The 18,978-nt window shown below is 72.1% G+C and carries 15 protein-coding genes; 8 read left to right on the forward strand and 7 right to left on the reverse strand.

Annotated features, from left to right (window positions below):
- Nucleotides 1-168 precede the first annotated feature (168 nt).
- The 5 genes from ABD832_RS35795 to ABD832_RS35815 form a co-directional block, all read right to left on the reverse strand.
- A complete protein-coding gene (locus tag ABD832_RS35795) occupies nucleotides 169-654 on the reverse strand; it encodes a nuclear transport factor 2 family protein (RefSeq protein WP_344904937.1) in 486 nt (161 codons plus the stop codon).
- A complete protein-coding gene (locus tag ABD832_RS35800; protein WP_344904939.1) occupies nucleotides 651-3,389 on the reverse strand; it encodes a ComEC/Rec2 family competence protein in 2,739 nt (912 codons plus the stop codon). The genes ABD832_RS35795 and ABD832_RS35800 overlap by 4 nt, the downstream gene beginning before the upstream one ends.
- Nucleotides 3,390-3,565: 176 nt before the next feature.
- Nucleotides 3,566-4,645: a helix-hairpin-helix domain-containing protein gene (locus ABD832_RS35805; protein WP_344904942.1), complete on the reverse strand. Its 1,080-nt coding sequence runs from the start codon at nucleotides 4,643-4,645 to the stop codon at nucleotides 3,566-3,568.
- A gap of 342 nt (nucleotides 4,646-4,987) precedes the next feature.
- Nucleotides 4,988-5,833, reverse strand: a complete 846-nt coding sequence (locus tag ABD832_RS35810) for a DegV family protein (RefSeq protein ID WP_344904945.1) — start codon at nucleotides 5,831-5,833, stop codon at nucleotides 4,988-4,990.
- A gap of 88 nt (nucleotides 5,834-5,921) precedes the next feature.
- Nucleotides 5,922-7,127: an amidohydrolase family protein gene (locus tag ABD832_RS35815; RefSeq protein WP_344904947.1), complete on the reverse strand. Its 1,206-nt coding sequence runs from the start codon at nucleotides 7,125-7,127 to the stop codon at nucleotides 5,922-5,924.
- Nucleotides 7,128-7,877: 750 nt separating this feature from the next.
- Between ABD832_RS35815 and ABD832_RS35820 the strand changes: the two genes are divergently transcribed.
- The 6 genes from ABD832_RS35820 to ABD832_RS35845 are packed head-to-tail and all read left to right on the forward strand — an operon-like array spanning nucleotide 7,878 to nucleotide 13,769.
- Nucleotides 7,878-8,744: an STAS domain-containing protein gene (locus ABD832_RS35820; protein WP_344904951.1), complete on the forward strand. Its 867-nt coding sequence runs from the start codon at nucleotides 7,878-7,880 to the stop codon at nucleotides 8,742-8,744.
- Complete coding sequence (locus tag ABD832_RS35825; protein WP_344904954.1) at nucleotides 8,744-9,124, forward strand: STAS domain-containing protein; 381 nt, start codon at nucleotides 8,744-8,746, stop codon at nucleotides 9,122-9,124. The genes ABD832_RS35820 and ABD832_RS35825 overlap by 1 nt, the downstream gene beginning before the upstream one ends.
- Nucleotides 9,121-9,522 carry an anti-sigma regulatory factor gene (locus ABD832_RS35830; protein ID WP_344904959.1) on the forward strand — a complete coding sequence of 134 codons (402 nt, stop codon included), beginning with the start codon at nucleotides 9,121-9,123 and terminating at the stop codon, nucleotides 9,520-9,522. The genes ABD832_RS35825 and ABD832_RS35830 overlap by 4 nt, the downstream gene beginning before the upstream one ends.
- Nucleotides 9,510-10,520: an ATP-binding protein gene (locus ABD832_RS35835; protein ID WP_344904963.1), complete on the forward strand. Its 1,011-nt coding sequence runs from the start codon at nucleotides 9,510-9,512 to the stop codon at nucleotides 10,518-10,520. The genes ABD832_RS35830 and ABD832_RS35835 overlap by 13 nt, the downstream gene beginning before the upstream one ends.
- A gap of 26 nt (nucleotides 10,521-10,546) precedes the next feature.
- On the forward strand, nucleotides 10,547-12,199 hold the full coding sequence (locus ABD832_RS35840; protein ID WP_344904966.1) for an ATP-binding response regulator: 1,653 nt from the start codon (nucleotides 10,547-10,549) through the stop codon (nucleotides 12,197-12,199).
- Nucleotides 12,192-13,769 carry a SpoIIE family protein phosphatase gene (locus ABD832_RS35845; protein WP_344904970.1) on the forward strand — a complete coding sequence of 526 codons (1,578 nt, stop codon included), beginning with the start codon at nucleotides 12,192-12,194 and terminating at the stop codon, nucleotides 13,767-13,769. The genes ABD832_RS35840 and ABD832_RS35845 overlap by 8 nt, the downstream gene beginning before the upstream one ends.
- A 165-nt stretch (nucleotides 13,770-13,934) precedes the next feature.
- Here ABD832_RS35845 and hflX read toward each other — a convergent pair whose 3' ends face one another.
- On the reverse strand, nucleotides 13,935-15,347 hold the full coding sequence (gene hflX / locus ABD832_RS35850; protein ID WP_413224484.1) for a GTPase HflX: 1,413 nt from the start codon (nucleotides 15,345-15,347) through the stop codon (nucleotides 13,935-13,937).
- 203 nt (nucleotides 15,348-15,550) lie between these two features.
- The gene (locus ABD832_RS35855) at nucleotides 15,551-16,237 is read right to left on the reverse strand and encodes a DUF4097 family beta strand repeat-containing protein (protein WP_344904974.1); all 687 of its coding nucleotides are present in this window, start codon (nucleotides 16,235-16,237) and stop codon (nucleotides 15,551-15,553) included.
- A gap of 258 nt (nucleotides 16,238-16,495) precedes the next feature.
- On the opposite strand from ABD832_RS35855, the gene aceB reads away from it, so the two are divergent.
- Complete coding sequence (aceB, locus tag ABD832_RS35860) at nucleotides 16,496-18,082, forward strand: malate synthase A (protein WP_344904979.1); 1,587 nt, start codon at nucleotides 16,496-16,498, stop codon at nucleotides 18,080-18,082.
- A gap of 109 nt (nucleotides 18,083-18,191) precedes the next feature.
- Nucleotides 18,192-18,899, forward strand: a complete 708-nt coding sequence (locus tag ABD832_RS35865) for a DUF1016 N-terminal domain-containing protein (protein WP_344904982.1) — start codon at nucleotides 18,192-18,194, stop codon at nucleotides 18,897-18,899.
- Nucleotides 18,900-18,978 lie beyond the last annotated feature (79 nt).

Consider the following 18,978-nt stretch of genomic DNA (forward strand, 5'->3'; position numbering starts at 1 on the left):
GTCACCCTGGCCAGGGCCCTTTCACCCGGGTTCGAGGACCGTGCCGGTTCACTCGGATTCGAGGACCATGCCGGCCAGGGCACCTTCACCCAGACCCGAAGACCATGCCGGCCGGCGCCGATCAGGGCCCATTCGCTCAGACCCGAAGACCGCGGCGGCCGGCGCCGATCAGGCGCTCGCCGGTGCCTCCTTCCAGGCGTCGGCCCATCCGCCCTGCACCATGGTCTGGAAGACCCACTGGCCGCCCGACTTCACCAGCAGGTCCGCGTAGCGCATCCCGTGCGTCTCACCGTTCATCGTCACCGTCGCATCGGTGATCACGACGACCAGGTTCGCGGTCAGGAAGTGGGGCGTGCGGACCGACCGCATCTCGATGTCGCCCTGCTCTCCCCCGCCCATCACCTCGGCCATCGTGCTCGTGAACCGCTCCCTCGTCCACCGATCGGCCAGGCCGTCACCGTCGGGGCCGTCGGTCACCACGTTGAGCGGGAACATCGCCATGTCCGCCATCCGCTCGACGTCGACCTTCGCACTGTGCGCGTCGTACACGGCGAACCACGCCTCGACGCTCTCCCGGTCTTCGGCGGTCGGGGTGTAGGCACCGCTGCCGAACGGGGATTCCTGGGATTCCTGGTTTTCCTGGGTTTCCGTCATCGTCTGCTCCTTCGTCGAGAACGCCCCGCCGGGCCTTTGCGTCCGCTACCGCTCCGCAAGGCGGCGTCCGGTGACACGCCATGAATCGTACGACATACCGTACATCGTACGGAGACGCTGTCAAACGGTTCCTCGCGTGATCGGCGGCCGAGGGCGCGCCTCTTCGCGACACCTGCGGGGACGGCGGGGACGGCGGGCTCAAAAGTCCTCACAGGAGCAGGAGGCGGCGTAGGTGGAGACGGAGGTGCAGACGGAGGTGCAGACGGAGGTGCAGAGACCGGAGCCGCCCGCAGGGCTCGGGCCCCTGCCGCCGGAGCCTCCCGGCCCCGGACGACGACCGCCAGCGCCCCGTCGCGGACCACCACCGCCAGATCTCCCGACAGGTCCGTCCGGTAGACGCGCATGCCGAGCCGGAGCAGCGCGGCCAGGGCCGAGGGGGCCGGATGTCCGTAGTCGTTGCCCTCCCCCACGCTGATCAGCGCGGCACGGGCCCCGGCGGCGGCGAAGAAGGCGGGGTCGTACCTGCCCGACCCGTGGTGCGGGACCTTGAAGATCTCGGCGGGCGGCAGGCCGCGCCGGAGCAGCTCCGCCTGGGCCTCGGTCTCGATGTCACCGCTGAGCAGGGCCGCCCCCGCGGCCCAGCGGACGTACACCACGACACTCGCGTTGTTGACGGCCGACCCCTCTCCCCCGCCGGGCGAAGCCCCCTCGGCGGCCGGGCCGATGACGGTGAGCTCGGAGGGCCCGAACCGCCAGCTCGCGCCTGGCCGAGCCGCCCACTCCGGCACCCGGCGGCGGGCGAGCCCGTCGCTCAACCTCGCCTCTTCTCCCTCCGCTTCTCCCTCCGCCGTACTGTGCGGGGTCACCACCACCGCCCCGACCCGGCGTCCGCGGAAGACGCCGTCGAGCCCTCCCACGTGATCGAGGTGCGGATGGGTGAGGATGACCAGGGGCACCTGGCCGACCCCCATGGAACGAAGACAGCGGTCCATTCCCACCGCGTCGGGCCCCGCGTCCACCACCACGGCCCGCCCGGGTCCGGCGGCCACCAGCAGGGCGTCCCCCTGGCCGACGTCGCAGGCCACCAGCAACCAGTCACGAGGCGGCCAGGGTGCCACGATCGGTGTGACCACGGTCGCGGTGAGGGCCAGCCCGGTGCCGGCCGCGAGGGCGATCCGGCGGGACCTCCCGCCCCGGAGGATCGGCACGGCGAGCGGGACGGCGACCGCCAGCAGGATCAGCCCGGTGATCCCGCCCGGCCACGGGATCGCGCCCAGCGGAAGGGCGGCGGCGCGCTCCGCCACCCCGATGATCCATCCGGTGGCGAGCCCGGCGGGCCGCACCAGCAGCCTGGCCGCCTCCAGGTGCAGGGGGGCGACCAGCGCGACCACGAAGCCGATCAGGGTGGCCGGGGCGACGGCGGGACCGGCGAGCAGGTTGGCCGGCACGGCCACCGGCGAGAGCTGCCCCGACATCAGGACCAGCACGGGGGTGACGGCCACCTGCGCCGCGGCGGCCACCGCGGTCGCCTCGGCGAGCCATCGGGGCATGCGGGCCGAGAGCCGGTCACGCCAGCGCGGCGCCAGGACCAGGATGCCCGCCGTTGCGAGGACCGACAGGGCGAAGCCGTAGGACCGGGCCAGGTCGGGCACGAAGAAGACCAGGGCGAGGACCGTCGCCGACAGGGCGGCGACACCGTCGCGGGAACGCCCCGTCCCCAGGGCGACGGCGGCGACCCCGCCCATCAGGAGCGCCCTGAGCACGCTGGGCGAGGGCCGGGCGACGACCGCGAAGGCGACCATGGCCGTCAGCGCCAGCACCGCCCGCGCCGCGAGGGGCAGCCTCGCCACCCTGGCGAGCGCGACCGCCGCCCCGGCCACGACGGCGAGGTTCGCCCCTGAGACGGCCAGCAGGTGACTGAGGCCGGCCGTCCTGAAGTCGGCCTTGACCTGCTCCTCCATCCGGGACACGTCACCGACCACCAGACCGGGCAGCAGCCCGCGCTGTGCCGGCGGCAGCACGTCGGCCGCCTCCCGCAGCCCCGCCCTGAGCGCCCCGGCGGCGCGCTGCTCCCACGACGGCCCGGCCAGCGGCCGTGGCGCTCCCCTGACCAGCACCACCGCGGCGAGCAGCTCACCGGGATCGGCCGGGGCGAAGCGTCCCCTGAGTTCGACCCGCTGACCGGGCAGCAGCGACCGCCATTCGGCGCCGGAGACGAACAGCAGCACCGAGGCCCTCAGGCTCACCCTGCGCTCGCCCGTCCCGACCGCCTCGACCCGGGCCGGCACCACGAAGCTCTCCCGCCGGAACAGGCCCGCGGACCTCGGCAGCTCCCGGGGGTCGTCGGTCGTCACCACCTCCGCGACGGCCGACGCGTGCCGTGCGGCGAGCTCGGCCACCGGCCCCGTACCGGCCGCGTGCACCCGGAAGGCCACCGATCCCGCCACCGCGGCCGCGCACCCCAGGACCGCGATCAGTGCGTTCCGCGAGCCCGTCGTCCTGCCGGTTCGGGCCAGGACGGCCACGGCCAGGGCTCCCCCGGCCAGGAGAACCGCCACCGCGGCTCCGGCCGAGGCCGAAAGGCCCAGCAGGACGAGGGCGGTCACCCAGGAGGCTGCGGCGGGCAGGACCAGGTGCACGCCGTACGGGAAGTGCGTTCGCCCCTCGCCCGACCCCCCGGGCGTGACGGTGGTCGGGGTGATCGCGGTGGTCGCGCTCGTCGTGGCGGCGGCCATGGCGGTCGCGGACCAAGGCGCCGACCGAGGCGTGGACCGAGGCGTGGACCGAGGCGTGGACCGAGGCGCCCACCGAGACGCCGACCGAGGAACGAGCCGGAGAACGGAACGGGGCATCAACCGAGGTACCGAGCGGGGTACCGAGCGGAGCAGGGAAGCTGTACGGGATCGGCGGCTCATACCCGGACCCTGTCCCGCATCTCCGCGTACTTGCGGTCGCCGATGCCGCTCACGTCGCGGAGCTCCTCGACGGTCCGGAAGCCTCCGTGGGCGTCCCGGTACTCGGTGATGCGCCGGGCGAGCACCTCACCCACGCCCGGGAGCAGTTCGAGCTGCTCGGGCGTGGCCGCGTTCAGGTCGATCACGGCGGAGGCGGGGTCCATCGGGGCCCCGGGAGGCGGCCCGGTCACCGGGGCCGCGGGGCCGGGAGCGCCGACGACGATCTGCTCGCCGTCCACGAGCCTGCGCGCCAGGTTGAGCGAGCCCGTGGTCGCCGACCCGCGGACGCCTCCGGCCTCCCGGACCGCGTCGGCGACCCGGGAACCGGCGGGCAGTGTGATCACGCCGGGACGACGGACCTTCCCGGTCACGTGGACGGTCAGCTCCGCGACCGGGGCGGACGGTGCCCGCGGCGCGGTGGGGGGCCGCAGCGGGGCGCCCGAGACCGGCACCGGTGGTGCCAGGGGTTCGGGCTCCGGCCGGGACCACCAGGCATGGACACCGCCCGCGAGGGCGGCCACCGCCGCGACGAGGAGCAGCAGCCGCAACCCCGTCCGGCCGGGACCGAGTGCCGGCGCCTGGGTGGCGACGGCCTTCCTGAGCGCTTCGAAGGAGGGCGGGACGGGCGCCCAGCTCGTCCGGGCCGCGGACGGGATCTCGGGGGCGGGCCGGTGCGCGTCCGCCCGGAGTGTCGTCCCGTTCGAGGGGGTCTGCCCGTCAGGGACGTCCTCGTACCGGAGTGCCGTCCCGCTCGCGGGGGCCTGCCTGTCAGGGACGTTCTCGTACGGCATCCGGTGCGAGGGACCGGGGCCGGGCGGAGCGGCCTGCCGGGAGGGGGAGAACGGCTCGACCGGCCGGAAGGGCGGGGGCGGCTCGGTGCGCGCAGCCGATTGAAGCCGGTCGACCGGCCGGGGCGGAGGGGACGAGGGGTCGGGGATGTGGCGTGGGAGAGCGGGGCCGGGTGATCCCCGCCCCGTCAGCGTCCGCAGCCGCGACTCGGCCCGGGACCGCTCGATGTTCTGGCCTGTGGTCCGCACCCGCAGGACGCTACGGCGACGGTGCGGGAGGCCGCCGTACCGAACGGAGTTCTGGGGATAACCGGCGAGCGGCCTCGGGACGACGGGCAGACCGGCAGAGCCGACGGCCCGATGCCGTCGACGGGGACCGGCACGGGGAGCAGGACGGCGAGGTCTGCGGCAGGGAACTAGGACGGGGCCAGGGCCGGACCGGGTCGTGGACCAGTGCAGAGACCGGGACAGAGACCAGGGCAGAGACCGGGGCGCGGAGCAGGGCAGGGACCAGGACGTGGAGCAGGATGGCGAGGACCAGACGGGGGACCAGAACGGGAACCAAGGCCCGGACCAGGACGGGGATCAGCACTAAGACGGCGAGACGGTGATGCCGAGCATGCCGGGGCCCACGTGGGCGCCGATGACCGGCCCGACCTCGACGACGGTGAGGCCGGTCAGGGCGGGGAGGCGGCGGGACAGGCGCGCGGCCAGCGTCTCGGCCCGGGCCGCGGCACCGAGGTGCTGGACGGCGATCGCCACCGGGGCGTCACCGGCCGCCGTGATCGCCAGGTCCTCGAGGCGGCCGATGGCGCGGGCCGAGGTACGGACCTTCTCCAGGGGGACGATCGTGCCGTCGGAGATGTGCAGGATCGGCTTGATCATCAGCGCCGACCCCAGGAGGGTGGCCGCCGCCCCGATCCGGCCTCCCCTGCGCAGGTGTTCCAGGGTGTCGACGTAGAAGAAGCTGCGGGCCGACTCCGCGGTGCGGCGGGCGGCGTCCACGACCTCCTGGCGCGTCGCGCCCGCGGCGGCGGCACGGGCCGCGGCCAGGACGGGGAATCCCAGGCCCATGGCGATGGAGCGGCTGTCGACGACGTCGACCGGGATCGGGGAGTCCTCGGCCCCGGCGCGGGCGGCCTCGGCCGTACCCGACATCTCCGCCGACAGGTGGACGGAGACGACGGCGGTCGCCCCCCGGGCCGCCGCCTCGCCGTAGGCCTCCGCGAACCGGTGCGGCGCGGGCCTGGAGGTCGTCACCGGCACCCACTGGCCGAGCGCCTCGGCCACGCTCACGCCGTCGATCTGCGCCATGTCGTCGAACGGCCTGCCGCCCACCACCACCTGGAGGGGCACCACCGTGATCCCCAGACGGGAGGTCTCCTGACTGGGGAGGTAGGCGGTGGAATCCGTGACGACAGCGACAGATGGGGACATGTCCCGACGTTACCGGGAAGCGGTCACTCCGGGGGGAACGGGGGCCGGGTGCGGCCCCCGGGACGGGGAAGACGGGAAGAAGGGAGGACTACTGGACGGGGATGCCGCCGCGCCAGACCTTGCGGGGCTTGAGACCGAAGGCCCAGGCGAAGGCGCCCTCGTGGTCGGCGTCCCACTGGACGTCGGCCAGACGCCCGGGGGCGAGGACACCGCGGTCCGGGGCGCCGAGGACCGTGGCGCCCCCGAGCGTCGCGGCGCGCAGGGCGTCGCCGACGCTCATGCCGAAGGCCGCCACGGCGAGGCTGATGACCAGCGACATCGAGGTGATGCCGCAGTGGCCCGGGTTGTGGTCGCTGCCGAGGGCCACGGTGACCCCCTGGGCGAGCATCCGGCGGACCGGGGGCAGGCTGCCGCGCTGCAGGGCCGTTCCCGGGCACACCACGGCGGGGACGCCGTAGCGGGCCAGCATGGCGATGTCCTCGTCGCTGGTGTGGTGGAGCAGGTCGGCGGAGGCGCAGCCGAGCTCGGCGGCGAGCTGCACCGCACCCCGGCGGGAGTAGGCACCGGCGTGCACGCGGGGCAGCAGGCCCACGTTGCGCCCGGAGGCCAGGACCCAGCGGGCCTCCTCGGCGGTGAAGTGGCCCTCGTCGCAGTAGACGTCGACGCCGTTGGCACCGGCCGCTGCGGCGTCGGCGCACCAGGCGCCCACGGCCTCGACGTAGTCGCGCTGGCGTCCGAAGTACTCGGGCGGGACCACGTGCGCGGCCATGAAGGTCACGTGCACCCGCGGCATCATCGGCTCCTTCTCCAGCTCGCGCAGGAGCCGGACGTCGGCCAGCTCCCCGTCGCGGGTGAGGTGGTAGCCGGTCTTGGCCTCGACGGTGGTGGTGCCGTTGAGCAGCCATTCGCGGAGCCGCTCGCGGACGCCGTTGCAGAGCGTCCAGGGGTCGGTCCCCCGGGTGACCGTGACGGTGGAGCCGATGCCGCCGCCCGCCGCGGTGATGGCGGAGGGGGTGGAACCACCGGAGCGCATCGCCATCTCGGCGTAGCGGTTGCCCGCGTAGACCGGATGGGTGTGCGCGTCGATCAGGCCCGGGGTGACCAGGGCACCGCCCAGGTTCTCGACGTGGTCGACGTCGACGATGTCGTCGACGACACCGGGCACGCTCTGCGGAAGCTCCGCTGCGCGGCCGATCCAGGCGATCCGGTCGTTGTGCACCAGGATCGCCGCGTTGCTGAACACATCGTTCCCGGTCCAGAGCCGGCCGATGTTGGTCAGAAGGCGGACGGTCATCGCATCACCGCCTTGTCTTCGGGGGAGGACACCCGGTGCTGGGCCGCACCCGGGCGGGGCCGACCACCCCGGACGCTGCCGGGCACCGTACCCTTCGAGCCCGCTGTGAATCCGGACGGCATCGGGGGTCTCCTGCTCTCATCCGCATACCTTGTGGTGCGGCGACAGTATCGCCAGGATCATGATCGGGCGATTTCAGTTCAGTTACGTTATTTCACAAGTCAGCCCGCTGTACAGGCTAATTGGGAAGAACGCCACCTCGCCGCGACCGCGCCTCACCCGCGAGCATGGCGACCTGACCCGGCGTTGAGCACCTTTCCACAGCTCAGACTACTTCCTGATCCTGCGTAACAGTAGTCACCGGAGCAACTTGCGTCATAACATCTCGCGGGATTTGCCTTATGGTAGCAATCCAGACCTGAGCCGACCACTGTCGCCTTTGCGCAGTTTGTACGTTTTACGGCTCCCACAGTGCAGCCCACATCCCCCCTCCGGCGCAAGTCGGGCCATTGAAACTCCCGCGCCGACCTCTCTAGGCTGAATGTCGATACGAGACCCCCCGCACCGCCCCGGAGCGGTGCGGACCGGCACGGGACGAAGACGCCGGGCGGCACCGGTACGCGGCGGATGTGATACGGGCCCGGCGAACGTCCGAACCCCCCTCCCTGCCCCTGCGGAGGCGACCACGCACGGAACGCTCCCTGTAGCCTTCGAACGAGTTGTCTACAGGTACCCAGGCAGGGAGTTGTCGTGTCCGTCCCCGCGGACGCCGGACGGCGTCGCATCGAAGAACTTTTCCAGGAGCATCAGGAGCGCGTCTTCAAGCGCTGGCTCGAGATCGCAGGTTCGTCGATGGGGAGCCAGGCGGATCGCGGTGAACTGACCGACCAGCTCCGCGAGCTCTACGAGGCGGTGCGCCGTTCGTTCGCGGACTCGGGTGACCTCAGCGACCTGCGCGGCCTGCTGGCCGAACTCTCCCGTACGCGCGCCCGCCAGGGGTTCACCCCGACCGAGACCGCAGTCATGGTGTTCGGCCTCAAGGAGGCCCTCTACGAGACCGTCGAGGAGGACGGCTCCCCCGAGAGCATGCGAGGTTTCATCTGGTTCTCCCGGGTAATCGACGACCTCGGGCTCTTCACCATGGAGAGCTACGCGTCGGCCAGGGAGAAGATCATCATCGACCAGGCGGAGCAGCTGCTGGAGCTCTCCACCCCGGTGGTCAAGCTGTGGGAGGGCATCGTCGCGGTGCCGCTGGTCGGCACGCTCGACTCGGCCAGGACCCAGGTCGTCATGGAGAAGCTGCTGCAGACGCTCGTCGACACCGGTTCGGAGCACGCGGTGATCGACATCACCGGGGTGCCCGCCGTGGACACCGAGGTCGCCCAGCACCTGCTCAAGACCGTGGTCGCGGCCCGGCTGATGGGCGCCGAGTGCGTCATCTCCGGCATCCGTCCCCAGATCGCCCACACCATCGTCACGCTGGGCATCGAGTTCGGCGACATCGTGACCAAGGCCACCCTCGCCGACGCGCTGGCCCACACGCTGCGCGCGAGCGGCGTCACCTTCACCAAGAAGGGCGGCACGGCCCGCATCGCCGTACGGACGGTGGAGGACTGATGGACCGCGTTCCCATTCTCAAGCTCGGCGACATCCTGATCGTCTCCATCCAGATCGACCTGCAGGACCTGAGCGTGCTCGCGCTCCAGGAGGACCTGTCGGAGAGGGTCGTCGAGACCGGCGCGCGCGGAGTGATCATCGACATCACCGCCGTGGAGATCGTCGACTCCTTCATCGGCCGGATGCTGGCCACGATCGCGGCGATCTCCCGGATGCTCGACGCCGAGACGATCGTCGTGGGCATGCGGCCCGCGGTGGCGATCACCCTCGTCGAGCTCGGTCTCTCCCTCGGCGGGGTGCGTACCGCGCTGAACCTGGAGAAGGGCGTCGCGATGCTGAACCAGATCGAGGGCTCCAAGACAGCGGCGGCCTCCCTGTGACGAACGCGGAGGACCTCCCCATCAACGTCAACGGCGATGTCGTGCTGGTCCGCCAGCACGTCAGGACCGTCGCCGTGAAGGTGGGGCTCTCACTGGTCGACCAGACCAAGGTGGTGACCGCGGCCAGCGAGCTGGCCCGCAACGCCCTGGTCTACGCCGGAGGCGGCCAGGTGCGGGTCGAGGTCGTCCACAAGGGGATGCGCCAGGGGCTGCGGATGACCTTCAGCGACCACGGGCCCGGCATCCCGGACGTCGAGCAGGCGCTGACCGACGGCTGGACCACCGGTGGCGGCCTGGGCCTGGGCCTGAGCGGGTCACGCCGCCTGATGGACGAGTTCGAGCTGAAATCGGCTCCCGGTGAGGGCACGTTGATCACGGTGACGAAATGGGCACGCTGATCCGTTCACGGCACGACGTCTGGGTCCGGGCCGAGGACGCCAGCGCGATCGGCGCGCTCCGCCGCAGCGCGGTGGCGCTCGCCGAGAGCAGGGGGTTCGGCGAGGAGGACACCGGGAGGGTGGCGGTCGCGGTCAGCGAGGCCGCCTCCAACCTGGTCAAGCACGCCGTCGAGGGGGTCATGCTGGTGCGCCCGCACCTGGAGGTGGACTCGGCGGTCGAGGTCCTCGCGATCGACCGCGGGCCCGGGATGCGCGACGTCTCGCGGGCCCTGCGCGACGGCTACTCCACGACGGGCACCCTGGGCATCGGGCTGGGCGGCATCGCCCGGATGGCCAGCGGGTACGAGGTGCACTCCATGCTCGGCCGCGGCACCGTCCTCGGCATGTACTTCACCGCCCAGGGCGCCGAGCAGCCCCCGTCCCGGGTGAGCGGCCTGACCCGCCCGATCGGCGAGGAGACCGTCTGCGGCGACGCCTTCGTGATCACCGAGGAGGGGCCGGTGACGACCGTGATGCTCTGCGACGGCCTCGGTCACGGCCCCGCGGCCGCCCAGGCCTCCACCGAGGCGGTACGGCTCTTCCTGCTGCACTCCGGCCTGCCCCCGGTCACCGTCCTGGAACGCATCCACCTCGGCCTCGGCCACACCAGGGGCGGCGCGGTCGCCGTGGCCCGCGTCGACGGGGCCGCGGGCACGGTGAGCTTCGCCGGCCTGGGCAACGTCTCCGCGTGGATCGTCCACGGCGACGGCCGGCAGGGCATGATCTCGGTGCCGGGCATCGCCGGTCACAAGGCCAGGACGCTGCGCCAGTACGAGTACCCCGTGCCCACGCGCGGGGTGGTCGTGCTGCACTCCGACGGCCTGTCCGAGCGCTGGGACATCACCACCCTTCCCGGACTGGTCACACGGTTGCCCTCCGTCGTGGCGGGAACGCTGCTGCGCGAGGCCGGGACCCGCAGGGACGACGCCTGCGTGGTCGCCGTCAGGCCGGGCGTATGAACGGGGACGAGTTGATACGCATCCTTGTGAAGGACGACCAGGACGTCTTCGCCATGCGCAAGCTCGGCCGCGAGGTGGCCGAGAGCGTCGGCCTGGAGGCCCAGGACCAGATCCGGGTGGCCACCGCGCTGAGCGAGATCGGCAGGGAGCTGCTGGAGGCCGGCACCGGCGCCTCGTTCGCCTTCCGGCTGGGGCAGGACGCCCTGACCGTCACGATCGAGTTCTCCGCCACGGCCGGGTTCCGTCCCGCCGACGGCGTCACGCTCGCGGGGCGCCTGGTCGACCTCATCGAGCTCGACCCGGCCGAGGGACGGATCAGCATGGTCAAGCGGCTTCCCCAGGGCCGGAAGCCGAAGCGGTCGGCGGAGGAGATACGCGCCGGCCTCGCCACCGGGACGCCCACCACGGCCCTGGAGGAGCTGCGCCGGCAGAACCGCGAGCTCGCCGAGACCCTGCAGGAGGTGCTGCAGCTCAACACCGAGCTGCAGGAGACCAACCAGGGCGTGCTGGCGCTGTACAACCAGCTCTCGGAGGAGCTGGAGGAGACCAACCGCGGCGTCGTGGCGCTGTACGCCGAGCTGGACGAGAAGTCCGCCCAGCTGCGGGCCGCGGGCGAGGCGAAGAACAGGTTCTGGGCCACGGTCAGCCACGAGCTGCGCACCCCGCTCAACTCGATCATCGGCCTGGTCCGCCTGCTGGTCGGTCCCGGCGGGGAGCCCCTGGCCGAGGAGCAGCTCCACCAGATCGGCCTGATCGGCTCCTCCGCGCAGACCCTGCTGGCGCTGGTCAGCGAGCTGCTCGACATGGCCAAGGCCGAGGCCGGCAGGCTCGTCCCCCAGCCGTCCCTGGTCGACCTGATGGCGCTGGCCGAGCGGCTGCGGATGACCCTGCACCCCACCACCGGCAACGACGCGGTGGAGCTCACCGTGGAGGTCTCGCGGGCGCCCCGGGAGATGCTGGTGGACGAGGTGATGCTCACCCGCATCCTGCGCAACCTGCTCTCCAACGCGCTGAAGTTCACCGAACGGGGCGAGGTCAGGCTGGAGGCCGTGCTCGACGCCGCCACCCACAACGTGGTCTTCACCGTGACCGACAACGGGATCGGCGTGCCCGAGGAGCACCAGGAGCGCATCTTCGAGGAGTTCTTCCAGGTCCCCGGGCCGATCCAGGTGCGCACCAAGGGAACCGGGCTGGGCCTGCCGTACGCCCGGCGGCTGGCCGAGGCGCTCGGCGGCACGCTGCACCTGACCAGCGTCCCCGGCTCCGGGACCATGGCGACGCTCAGGCTGCCCTACCGGCACGGCGGCACGCCCGTGGTCGGCCGGGTGCTCGTCGTGGACGACGACGAGGAGTTCCGCGCCACGGTGCGGCGGATGCTCACCGGCGTCGCCGAGCACATCGACGAGGCCGCCGACGGGCTGGCGGCCCTGGAGGTGATGGCCGGGCACCCGCCCGACCTCGCGCTGGTCGACCTGCTGATGCCCCGGCTGGACGGCAGCGCGCTGATGGCGCGGATGTGCGACGACGAGCGGCTGAGCAGGGTGCCGGTCATCATCGTGACCGTCGCCACGTCGTACCAGGTGCCCGAGGGGACGCGCATGGTGGTCTCCAAGCAGGGGCTCCGCCGTGACATCCTGCTGGGGGCGATCGAGGGCGTTCTGGGGCGGGCCGGTGGCTGAGGACGGGGCGACGGTACTGGTCGTGGACGACACGCCGACCAAGCTGTACATCCTGTCCAGCTGGCTGCGCCGTTCGGGGCACCGGGTCGTGCAGGCGACCGGCGGCATGGAGGCGCTCGTCAAGGTCAGGGAGCTCCAGCCGGACCTGGTCGTGCTGGACGTGCGGCTCCCCGACATCAGCGGGTACGAGGTCTGCGAACAGATCAAGGCGGACGCGTCCACCTCCTCGATCCCGGTCATCCAGATCTCCGGGGCGGCGATCACCCCCGCCGACCGGGCCCAGGGCCTCGAACGCGGCGCCGACGCCTACCTGGCCGAACCGGTCGAGCCGGACGAGTTCGCCGCCACGGTCGCGGCGACGCTGCGCTACTACCGCGCCCGCAAGCGCGCCGAGACGATGGCCGAGCGGCTGGCCGCCCTCACCGAGGTCACGCTCTCGATGAACTCCGCCGAGACGTTCGACGAGCTGCTGACCACGGCCGTCGAGGGGACCGCCCGCATCCTGGGGCGGCAGGCGGGCACGCTCGCCCTGCCGCCGGACGGCCGGACCCGCAGGTTCGCCGCACTGCCCCCGGACGGCCTCGTCGTGACGAAGGTCGCGGCGCCGGACACGCTGTCCCGGCTGAGCGCGATGTCCCTGGGCAACGCCGCCGGGACCGAGGTCTTCACCGTCCCCACCGACGAGTGGCTGGAGCTGATGCCGGACGCGAAGATCGGCGGCGACGTCTCGGCCGTGGTGTGCCGGACCAAGCTGGGCAGGCCGCCGGTCTACCTGGGTGTGGAGGGGGTGCCGCCGCTGGACTCCGACGAGGCCAACGTGCTGCGCCAGCTCGGCCAGGCCCTCGCCCTGGCCGTGGACGCGCTGCGGGCCTACGCCGAGGAGCACGCCATCGCCCTCACCCTGCAGCGGAGCCTGCTGCCGGCCCGCATCCCCGAGATCGGCGGGCTCGCCATCGGCTGGCGCTACCAGCCCGCGGTCGACAACGTCGAGGTGGGCGGCGACTTCTACGAGGTCCTGCGGATGGGCCACCGGGTGCTCATCGCCATCGGCGACGTCCAGGGGCACTCCCTGCTGGCCGCCACCGTCATGGCGGAGCTGCGCCACGCGCTGCGCGCCTCGGTCATCGGCACCTCGGACCTGGGCGCGTCGATGGCGCTGCTCAACGAGGTGCTGCGGCGCTACCACCCCGGCATGACCGCCACGGTGTGCCTGCTCCTGCTCGACCCGGCGACCGGGGAGATGGAGATCTCCAACGCCGGTCACATCCCGCCCCTGTTCATCGACGGCGGCCGTGCCCACTACCACCGTCTGGGCAACCTGCTGCTGGGCGTGGCCCAGGAGACCTACCGGGTCGACCGGGTCCACGTGCCCGCGGGCGGCTCGGTGCTGATGTTCACCGACGGGCTCATCGAGGACCGCGACAAGCTGCTCGACGAGAGCCTGGAGATCGTACGAAGGCTGGCCGAAGACCTCCAGGAGGACCTGGAGATCTTCTGCGACCGCCTGATCGAGCGCTTCGGCGCCCGGGAGGACGACGTGGCGCTGGTGATGTTCCAGCGCGTCACCTGACGCCGGAACAGGTTCCGGCACCGGTCCGCGCGGTGGTGCGGTGAGGCAGGGGGGAACGCCGGCCGCAAGGTCGCACCCGGCCCGCCGACGGCGTCGGGCCCGCCGCCGGCCACCGGGCACGGCCCGCTGCGCCTGCGCGCCGGGGGCACGCGGCCCCCGGCGCGGTCAGGCGACGGTCTCCACCGGCTTGGCGATCCTCTCCAGCTCGGCGAAGAGGCCGGGCAGCACCCTGGCGTGCAGGACGGTGCCGTCCCCGGTGTGCTGGACGTCGAGCACCTCGCCCTCCTGGTGCGCACGGGAGATCAGGTCGCCGCGGTCGTACGGCACCAGCAGCGTGACCTCCTGGTCGAACCTGGGCAGCTCGCGCTCGATCACGGCCCGCAGCTCCTCGATCCCGGCGCCGGTACGCGCCGAGACCACCACGGTGTGCCTCTCCCGCGCGGTCAGCCGGGCCAGCACCACCGGGTCGGCGGCGTCGGCCTTGTTGATGACCACGATCTCCGGGATGTCGCCCGCGCCCTCGATGTCGCCGACCACCTCGCGTACCGCGGCGAGCTGCGACTCGGGGTCGGGGTGCGAGCCGTCGACCACGTGCAGGATCAGGTCGGCGTCGCCGACCTCCTCCAGGGTCGAGCGGAACGCCTCCACGAGCTGGTGCGGCAGGTGCCGGACGAATCCGACGGTGTCGGCCAGCGTGAACAGGCGGCCGTCGGGCGTGTGCGCCCGGCGGACCGTCGGGTCCAGGGTGGCGAACAGGGCGTCCTCCACCAGCACCCCGGCGCCGGTCAGCCGGTTCAGCAGCGAGGACTTGCCGGCGTTGGTGTACCCGGCGATGGCTACGGCGGGGACCTCGCGCTGTGTGCGCCTCGACCGCTTGGTCTCGCGGGCGGTGGTCATGCCGCCGATCTGGCGGCGCAGCTTGGCCATCCGCTCGCGGATCCGCCGGCGGTCCAGCTCGATCTTGGTCTCACCGGGACCACGACCGCCCATGCCGACACCGCCGGCCGCACGGCCGCCGACCTGACGGGACAGGTTGCCACCCCAGCCTCGCAGGCGCGGCAGCAGGTAGTTGAGCTGCGCGAGCTCGACCTGCGCCTTGCCCTCGCGGCTCTTGGCGTGCTGGGCGAAGATGTCGAGGATCAGCATGGTCCGGTCGATGACCTTGACCTTGACGATCTCCTCGAGCTGGCGGAGCTGGCCGGGGCTCAGCTCCCCGTCGCACACCACCGTGTCGGCGCCGGTGGCGGAGACGATGTCGGCGAGTTCCTGGGCCTTGCCGGAACCGATGTAGGTCGCAGTGTCGGGCTTCTGGCGGCGCTGGATGACGCCCTCCAGAACCTCTGAACCCGCGGTCTCGGCAAGAAGCTTGAGCTCCAGGAGGGAGTTCTCGGCGTCGATCGCCGTACCGGAGGTCCAGACGCCGACCAGGACGACCCGCTCAAGCCTCAGCTGGCGGTACTCGACCTCTGTGACGTCTTCCAGTTCCGTGGAAAGGCCCGCCACCCGGCGCAGAGCCTGGCGGTCGGCCAGGTCCAGCTCTCCGGTGTCGAGGAGATCGTCGAATCGGTCGATGTCCAGCGGCTCACGAGTGTCTATGTCGTCGCTCCGTTCATATGGTCGTTCCGTGGGCGTTCTTCCCTGTGAGGAACGCCCATATGAGTGAACGCCCGAACACCCCGGGTCTCTTCCCCAGGATGGTGCCACGAGAACCTCTCCCTCATCACCTGGTTATCCGTCGCCTCGTCCCGGCCGGTGGGAGGGGCCGGGGGGTGTGCCCGCTCTCAGGGGAGCAGGACCCGGGCGTCACCCGAGCCGGTCTTGATCGTGATCTTCCGGGGCGAGGAGGGGTCCCTGGTCACCTCGACGGTCCTGTCGCCCGAGCCGGTCTCGGTGGTCACGTTGTAGCCACCGGCGGGGACGCGGGTCACGACGTCGCCCGAGCCGCTCTCGATCTCCACCAGGTCGGGCGCGACGGTGAACCCCGCCTCGACCTCCCCGGATCCGGCCTCGGCGGTGAGGCGCTTGGAGCCCAGGTCCACCGCCTCGATGTCGCCGGAGCCGGTCACCGCCTTCACCTGCCCGGCCAGCCCGCGCAGCGTGATGGTGCCCGAACCGGTGTCGAGGTCGGCGGACACGGCGCGCGGGACCTCGACCTTGTAGTCGACCGAGCAGTTGTGCCCGTCGCACCGGTAGCGCAGGCTGAGCGTGCCGTCGTTCACGGGGTGCTCGGTGACCGGCCTGTCACCGCGCCAGTGGAGGGTCTCGGTCACCCGGACGCCGGAGCGGTCCGAGGCGGTCACCACGATGTCGCCGGAGCCGGAGTCGACGTTCAGGGCCTTCACAGCGTCCGCCACGTCGTAGGAGACGACGTCCTGCCCGCGCTCGCGGAAGTCCAGGCCGAATTCGCATCCGGAGAGCATGAACACCGACCCCAGGAGCGCTCCGGCGACGAGCGTGTTCCTCTTCATGGGCTCAATCCTCGACTTTCCGGGAGGTCTTCGCCTCCCCCTCGCGCCGTCCGCCCCCTCGTTCCGCCGAGGGCACCGATCCGACCGGCCCAACTCTGCCGGGGCCGGACGCCCGTGAACATCGGGGTATCCCCGGGCTCTGCCCTGAGGCCGCCCCCGCCTTTGACCGGCTCGCGAGCGGTCACGTACCCTGGTTTCCACGTTTCAGAATTGCTTTTCCGCGATGTGGAAAATAGGGAAGACACGGAAAGAGGGTTCATGAACGGCGTTGAGATCGGCGGCCCCCAGCGGGACCGCTTCGACGAGATCCTCACACCGGAGGCGCTGGCCTTCCTGGCCACCCTCCAGCGCGAGTTCGACGGCCGGCGGCTGGAGCTGCTCGAAGCCCGCCGGGCCAGGCAGGCCGAGCTCTCGGCGGGCGCCACCCTCGACTTCCTGCCCTCGACCCGGCACGTGCGCGAGTCCGAGTGGCGCGTCGCCCCGCCCGCGCCCGGCCTGGTGGACCGCCGCGTGGAGATCACCGGCCCGGTCGACCGGAAGATGACGATCAACGCGCTGAACTCCGGCGCCAAGGTCTGGCTGGCCGACTTCGAGGACGCCAACTCCCCCACCTGGGAGAACACCATCGGCGGCCAGCTCAACCTGCGCGACGCACTCGACCGGACGATCGACTTCACCGCCGGGGAGAAGAGCTACGCCCTCAAGCCCGACACCGAGCTGGCCACCATCGTGGTCCGTCCCCGCGGGTGGCACCTGGACGAGAAGCACCTCACCCTGGACGGCGCCCCGCTGTCGGCCTCCCTGGTCGACTTCGGCCTCTATTTCTTCCACTCGGCGCAGCGGCAGACGGCCAAGGGCAAGGGCCCGTACTTCTACCTGCCCAAGATCGAGTCGCACCTGGAGGCCCGCCTCTGGAACGACGTCTTCGTCCGCGCGCAGGACCTGCTGGGCATCCCCCAGGGCACGATCCGGGCGACGGTGCTCATCGAGACCTACCCGGCCGCGTTCGAGATGGAGGAGATCCTCTACGAGCTGCGCGACCACTCCGCGGGCCTGAACGCGGGCCGCTGGGACTACCTGTTCAGCGTGATCAAGAAGTTCCGCACCCGCGGCCGGGAGTTCCTGCTGCCCGAGCGGAACGCGGTGACGATGACCGCCCCGTTCATGCGTGCCTACACCGAGCTGCTGGTCAGCACCTGTCACCGGCGCGGCGCCCACGCCATCGGCGGGATGGCCGCCTTCATCCCCTCGCGCCGCGACCCCGAGGTCAACCGGGTCGCGCTGGAGAAGGTCACCGCGGACAAGACCCGCGAGTCCGGCGACGGCTTCGACGGCTCCTGGGTGGCACACCCCGACCTGGTGCCCGTCTGCCGCGACGTCTTCGACGCGGTCCTGGGGGACCGGCCCAACCAGCTCGACCGGCTGCGCGAGGACGTCAGCGTCTCCGCCGCCGACCTGCTCGCGGTCTCCAAGACCCCCGGCGACATCACCGAGGCCGGGCTGCGCAACAACGTGGACGTGGCGCTGCGCTACCTGGCCGCCTGGATGGGCGGGCTGGGCGCGGTGGCGATCCACAACCTGATGGAGGACGCCGCCACCGCCGAGATCTCCCGCTCCCAGATCTGGCAGTGGATCCACAACGGCATCGAGCTGTCCGACACCGGGGCCGTGGTGACCAGGGAGCTGGTGGAGCGGATCATCGACGAGGAGCTCGCCGGGATCGCGGCGGAGCCGGGATACGACGAGGTCCGCTACGGCCAGGCCACCGCCCTGTTCAAGGAGGTCGCGCTCGACGACGAGTTCGCCGAGTTCCTCACCCTCCCTGCTTATGCACGTATGCCGTGACATGACCGATCCGACGGTGAGGAATCCTCATCCCCGGGGCGGGATTCCTCACTCCGGACGACCGGCGACCACGGGTGCGGCACCCCGGACCAGTGGATACTTTGCGTGCATGACCGATGACAGGAACGGCGAGGAAACGGACCGCGGCGACTACGGAGCGTTGCTCGACGCCGTCAAGCGCGAGATCGCCGGCAGCCGGGGGCGGGTGGCCCTGCTCACCACCGACGCGGAACTGATCCGGCAGTACTGGCGGATCGGGCGCCACCTCCTCGACCGGCAGCCGGACGAGGAGTGGGGCAGGCGGATCGCGCCCCGCCTCTCGGCCGACCTGCGCGCCGCGTTCCCGGAGGCCATGGGGTACTCGCGGACCAACCTGCTCTACATGAGGGCCTTCGCGGCGGCCTGGCCGGACTCGGTGCCCAGGACGGGGCGGCCGATCCCGTGGGGTCACCACATCGTCCTGCTCGACATGCTGGACACCCGGTCGACGCGGGAGTTCTACGCCCGCAGGACCGCGGAGGAGGGCTGGGCCAGGGGCGTCCTCATCACGATGATCAAGGGCCGGCTGCATCTGCGCCTGGGCCGCTCCGCCCGCGGCGCCGGACGGAGCGCGCCGTCGGCCGACTGCCGGTCCCTGCAGCGGGCCCCCTCCGAGCCCCGGCCCGCCAGCTCCGCGAGCTCCGCGGGCTCTGCGGACGAGGGCCCCGGGACCCCGGAACCCACGGAACTCAGGGAGCCCATGGAACTCAGGGAACTCGGGGAGCCCGGCCGTGGTGCGGGCGCGCACGCGCGGCGCGAGAATTCGAGACGGGGATGAGCGCCCCGGCCGTCCGGCGGGGGCCGGGCGGCGACCGCGACGGCCCCGCTCCCGGGTCCCGCCCCATGCCGGAGGAGAG

Source organism: Streptosporangium longisporum, assembly GCF_039534895.1.
Lineage (GTDB): Bacteria > Actinomycetota > Actinomycetes > Streptosporangiales > Streptosporangiaceae > Streptosporangium > Streptosporangium longisporum.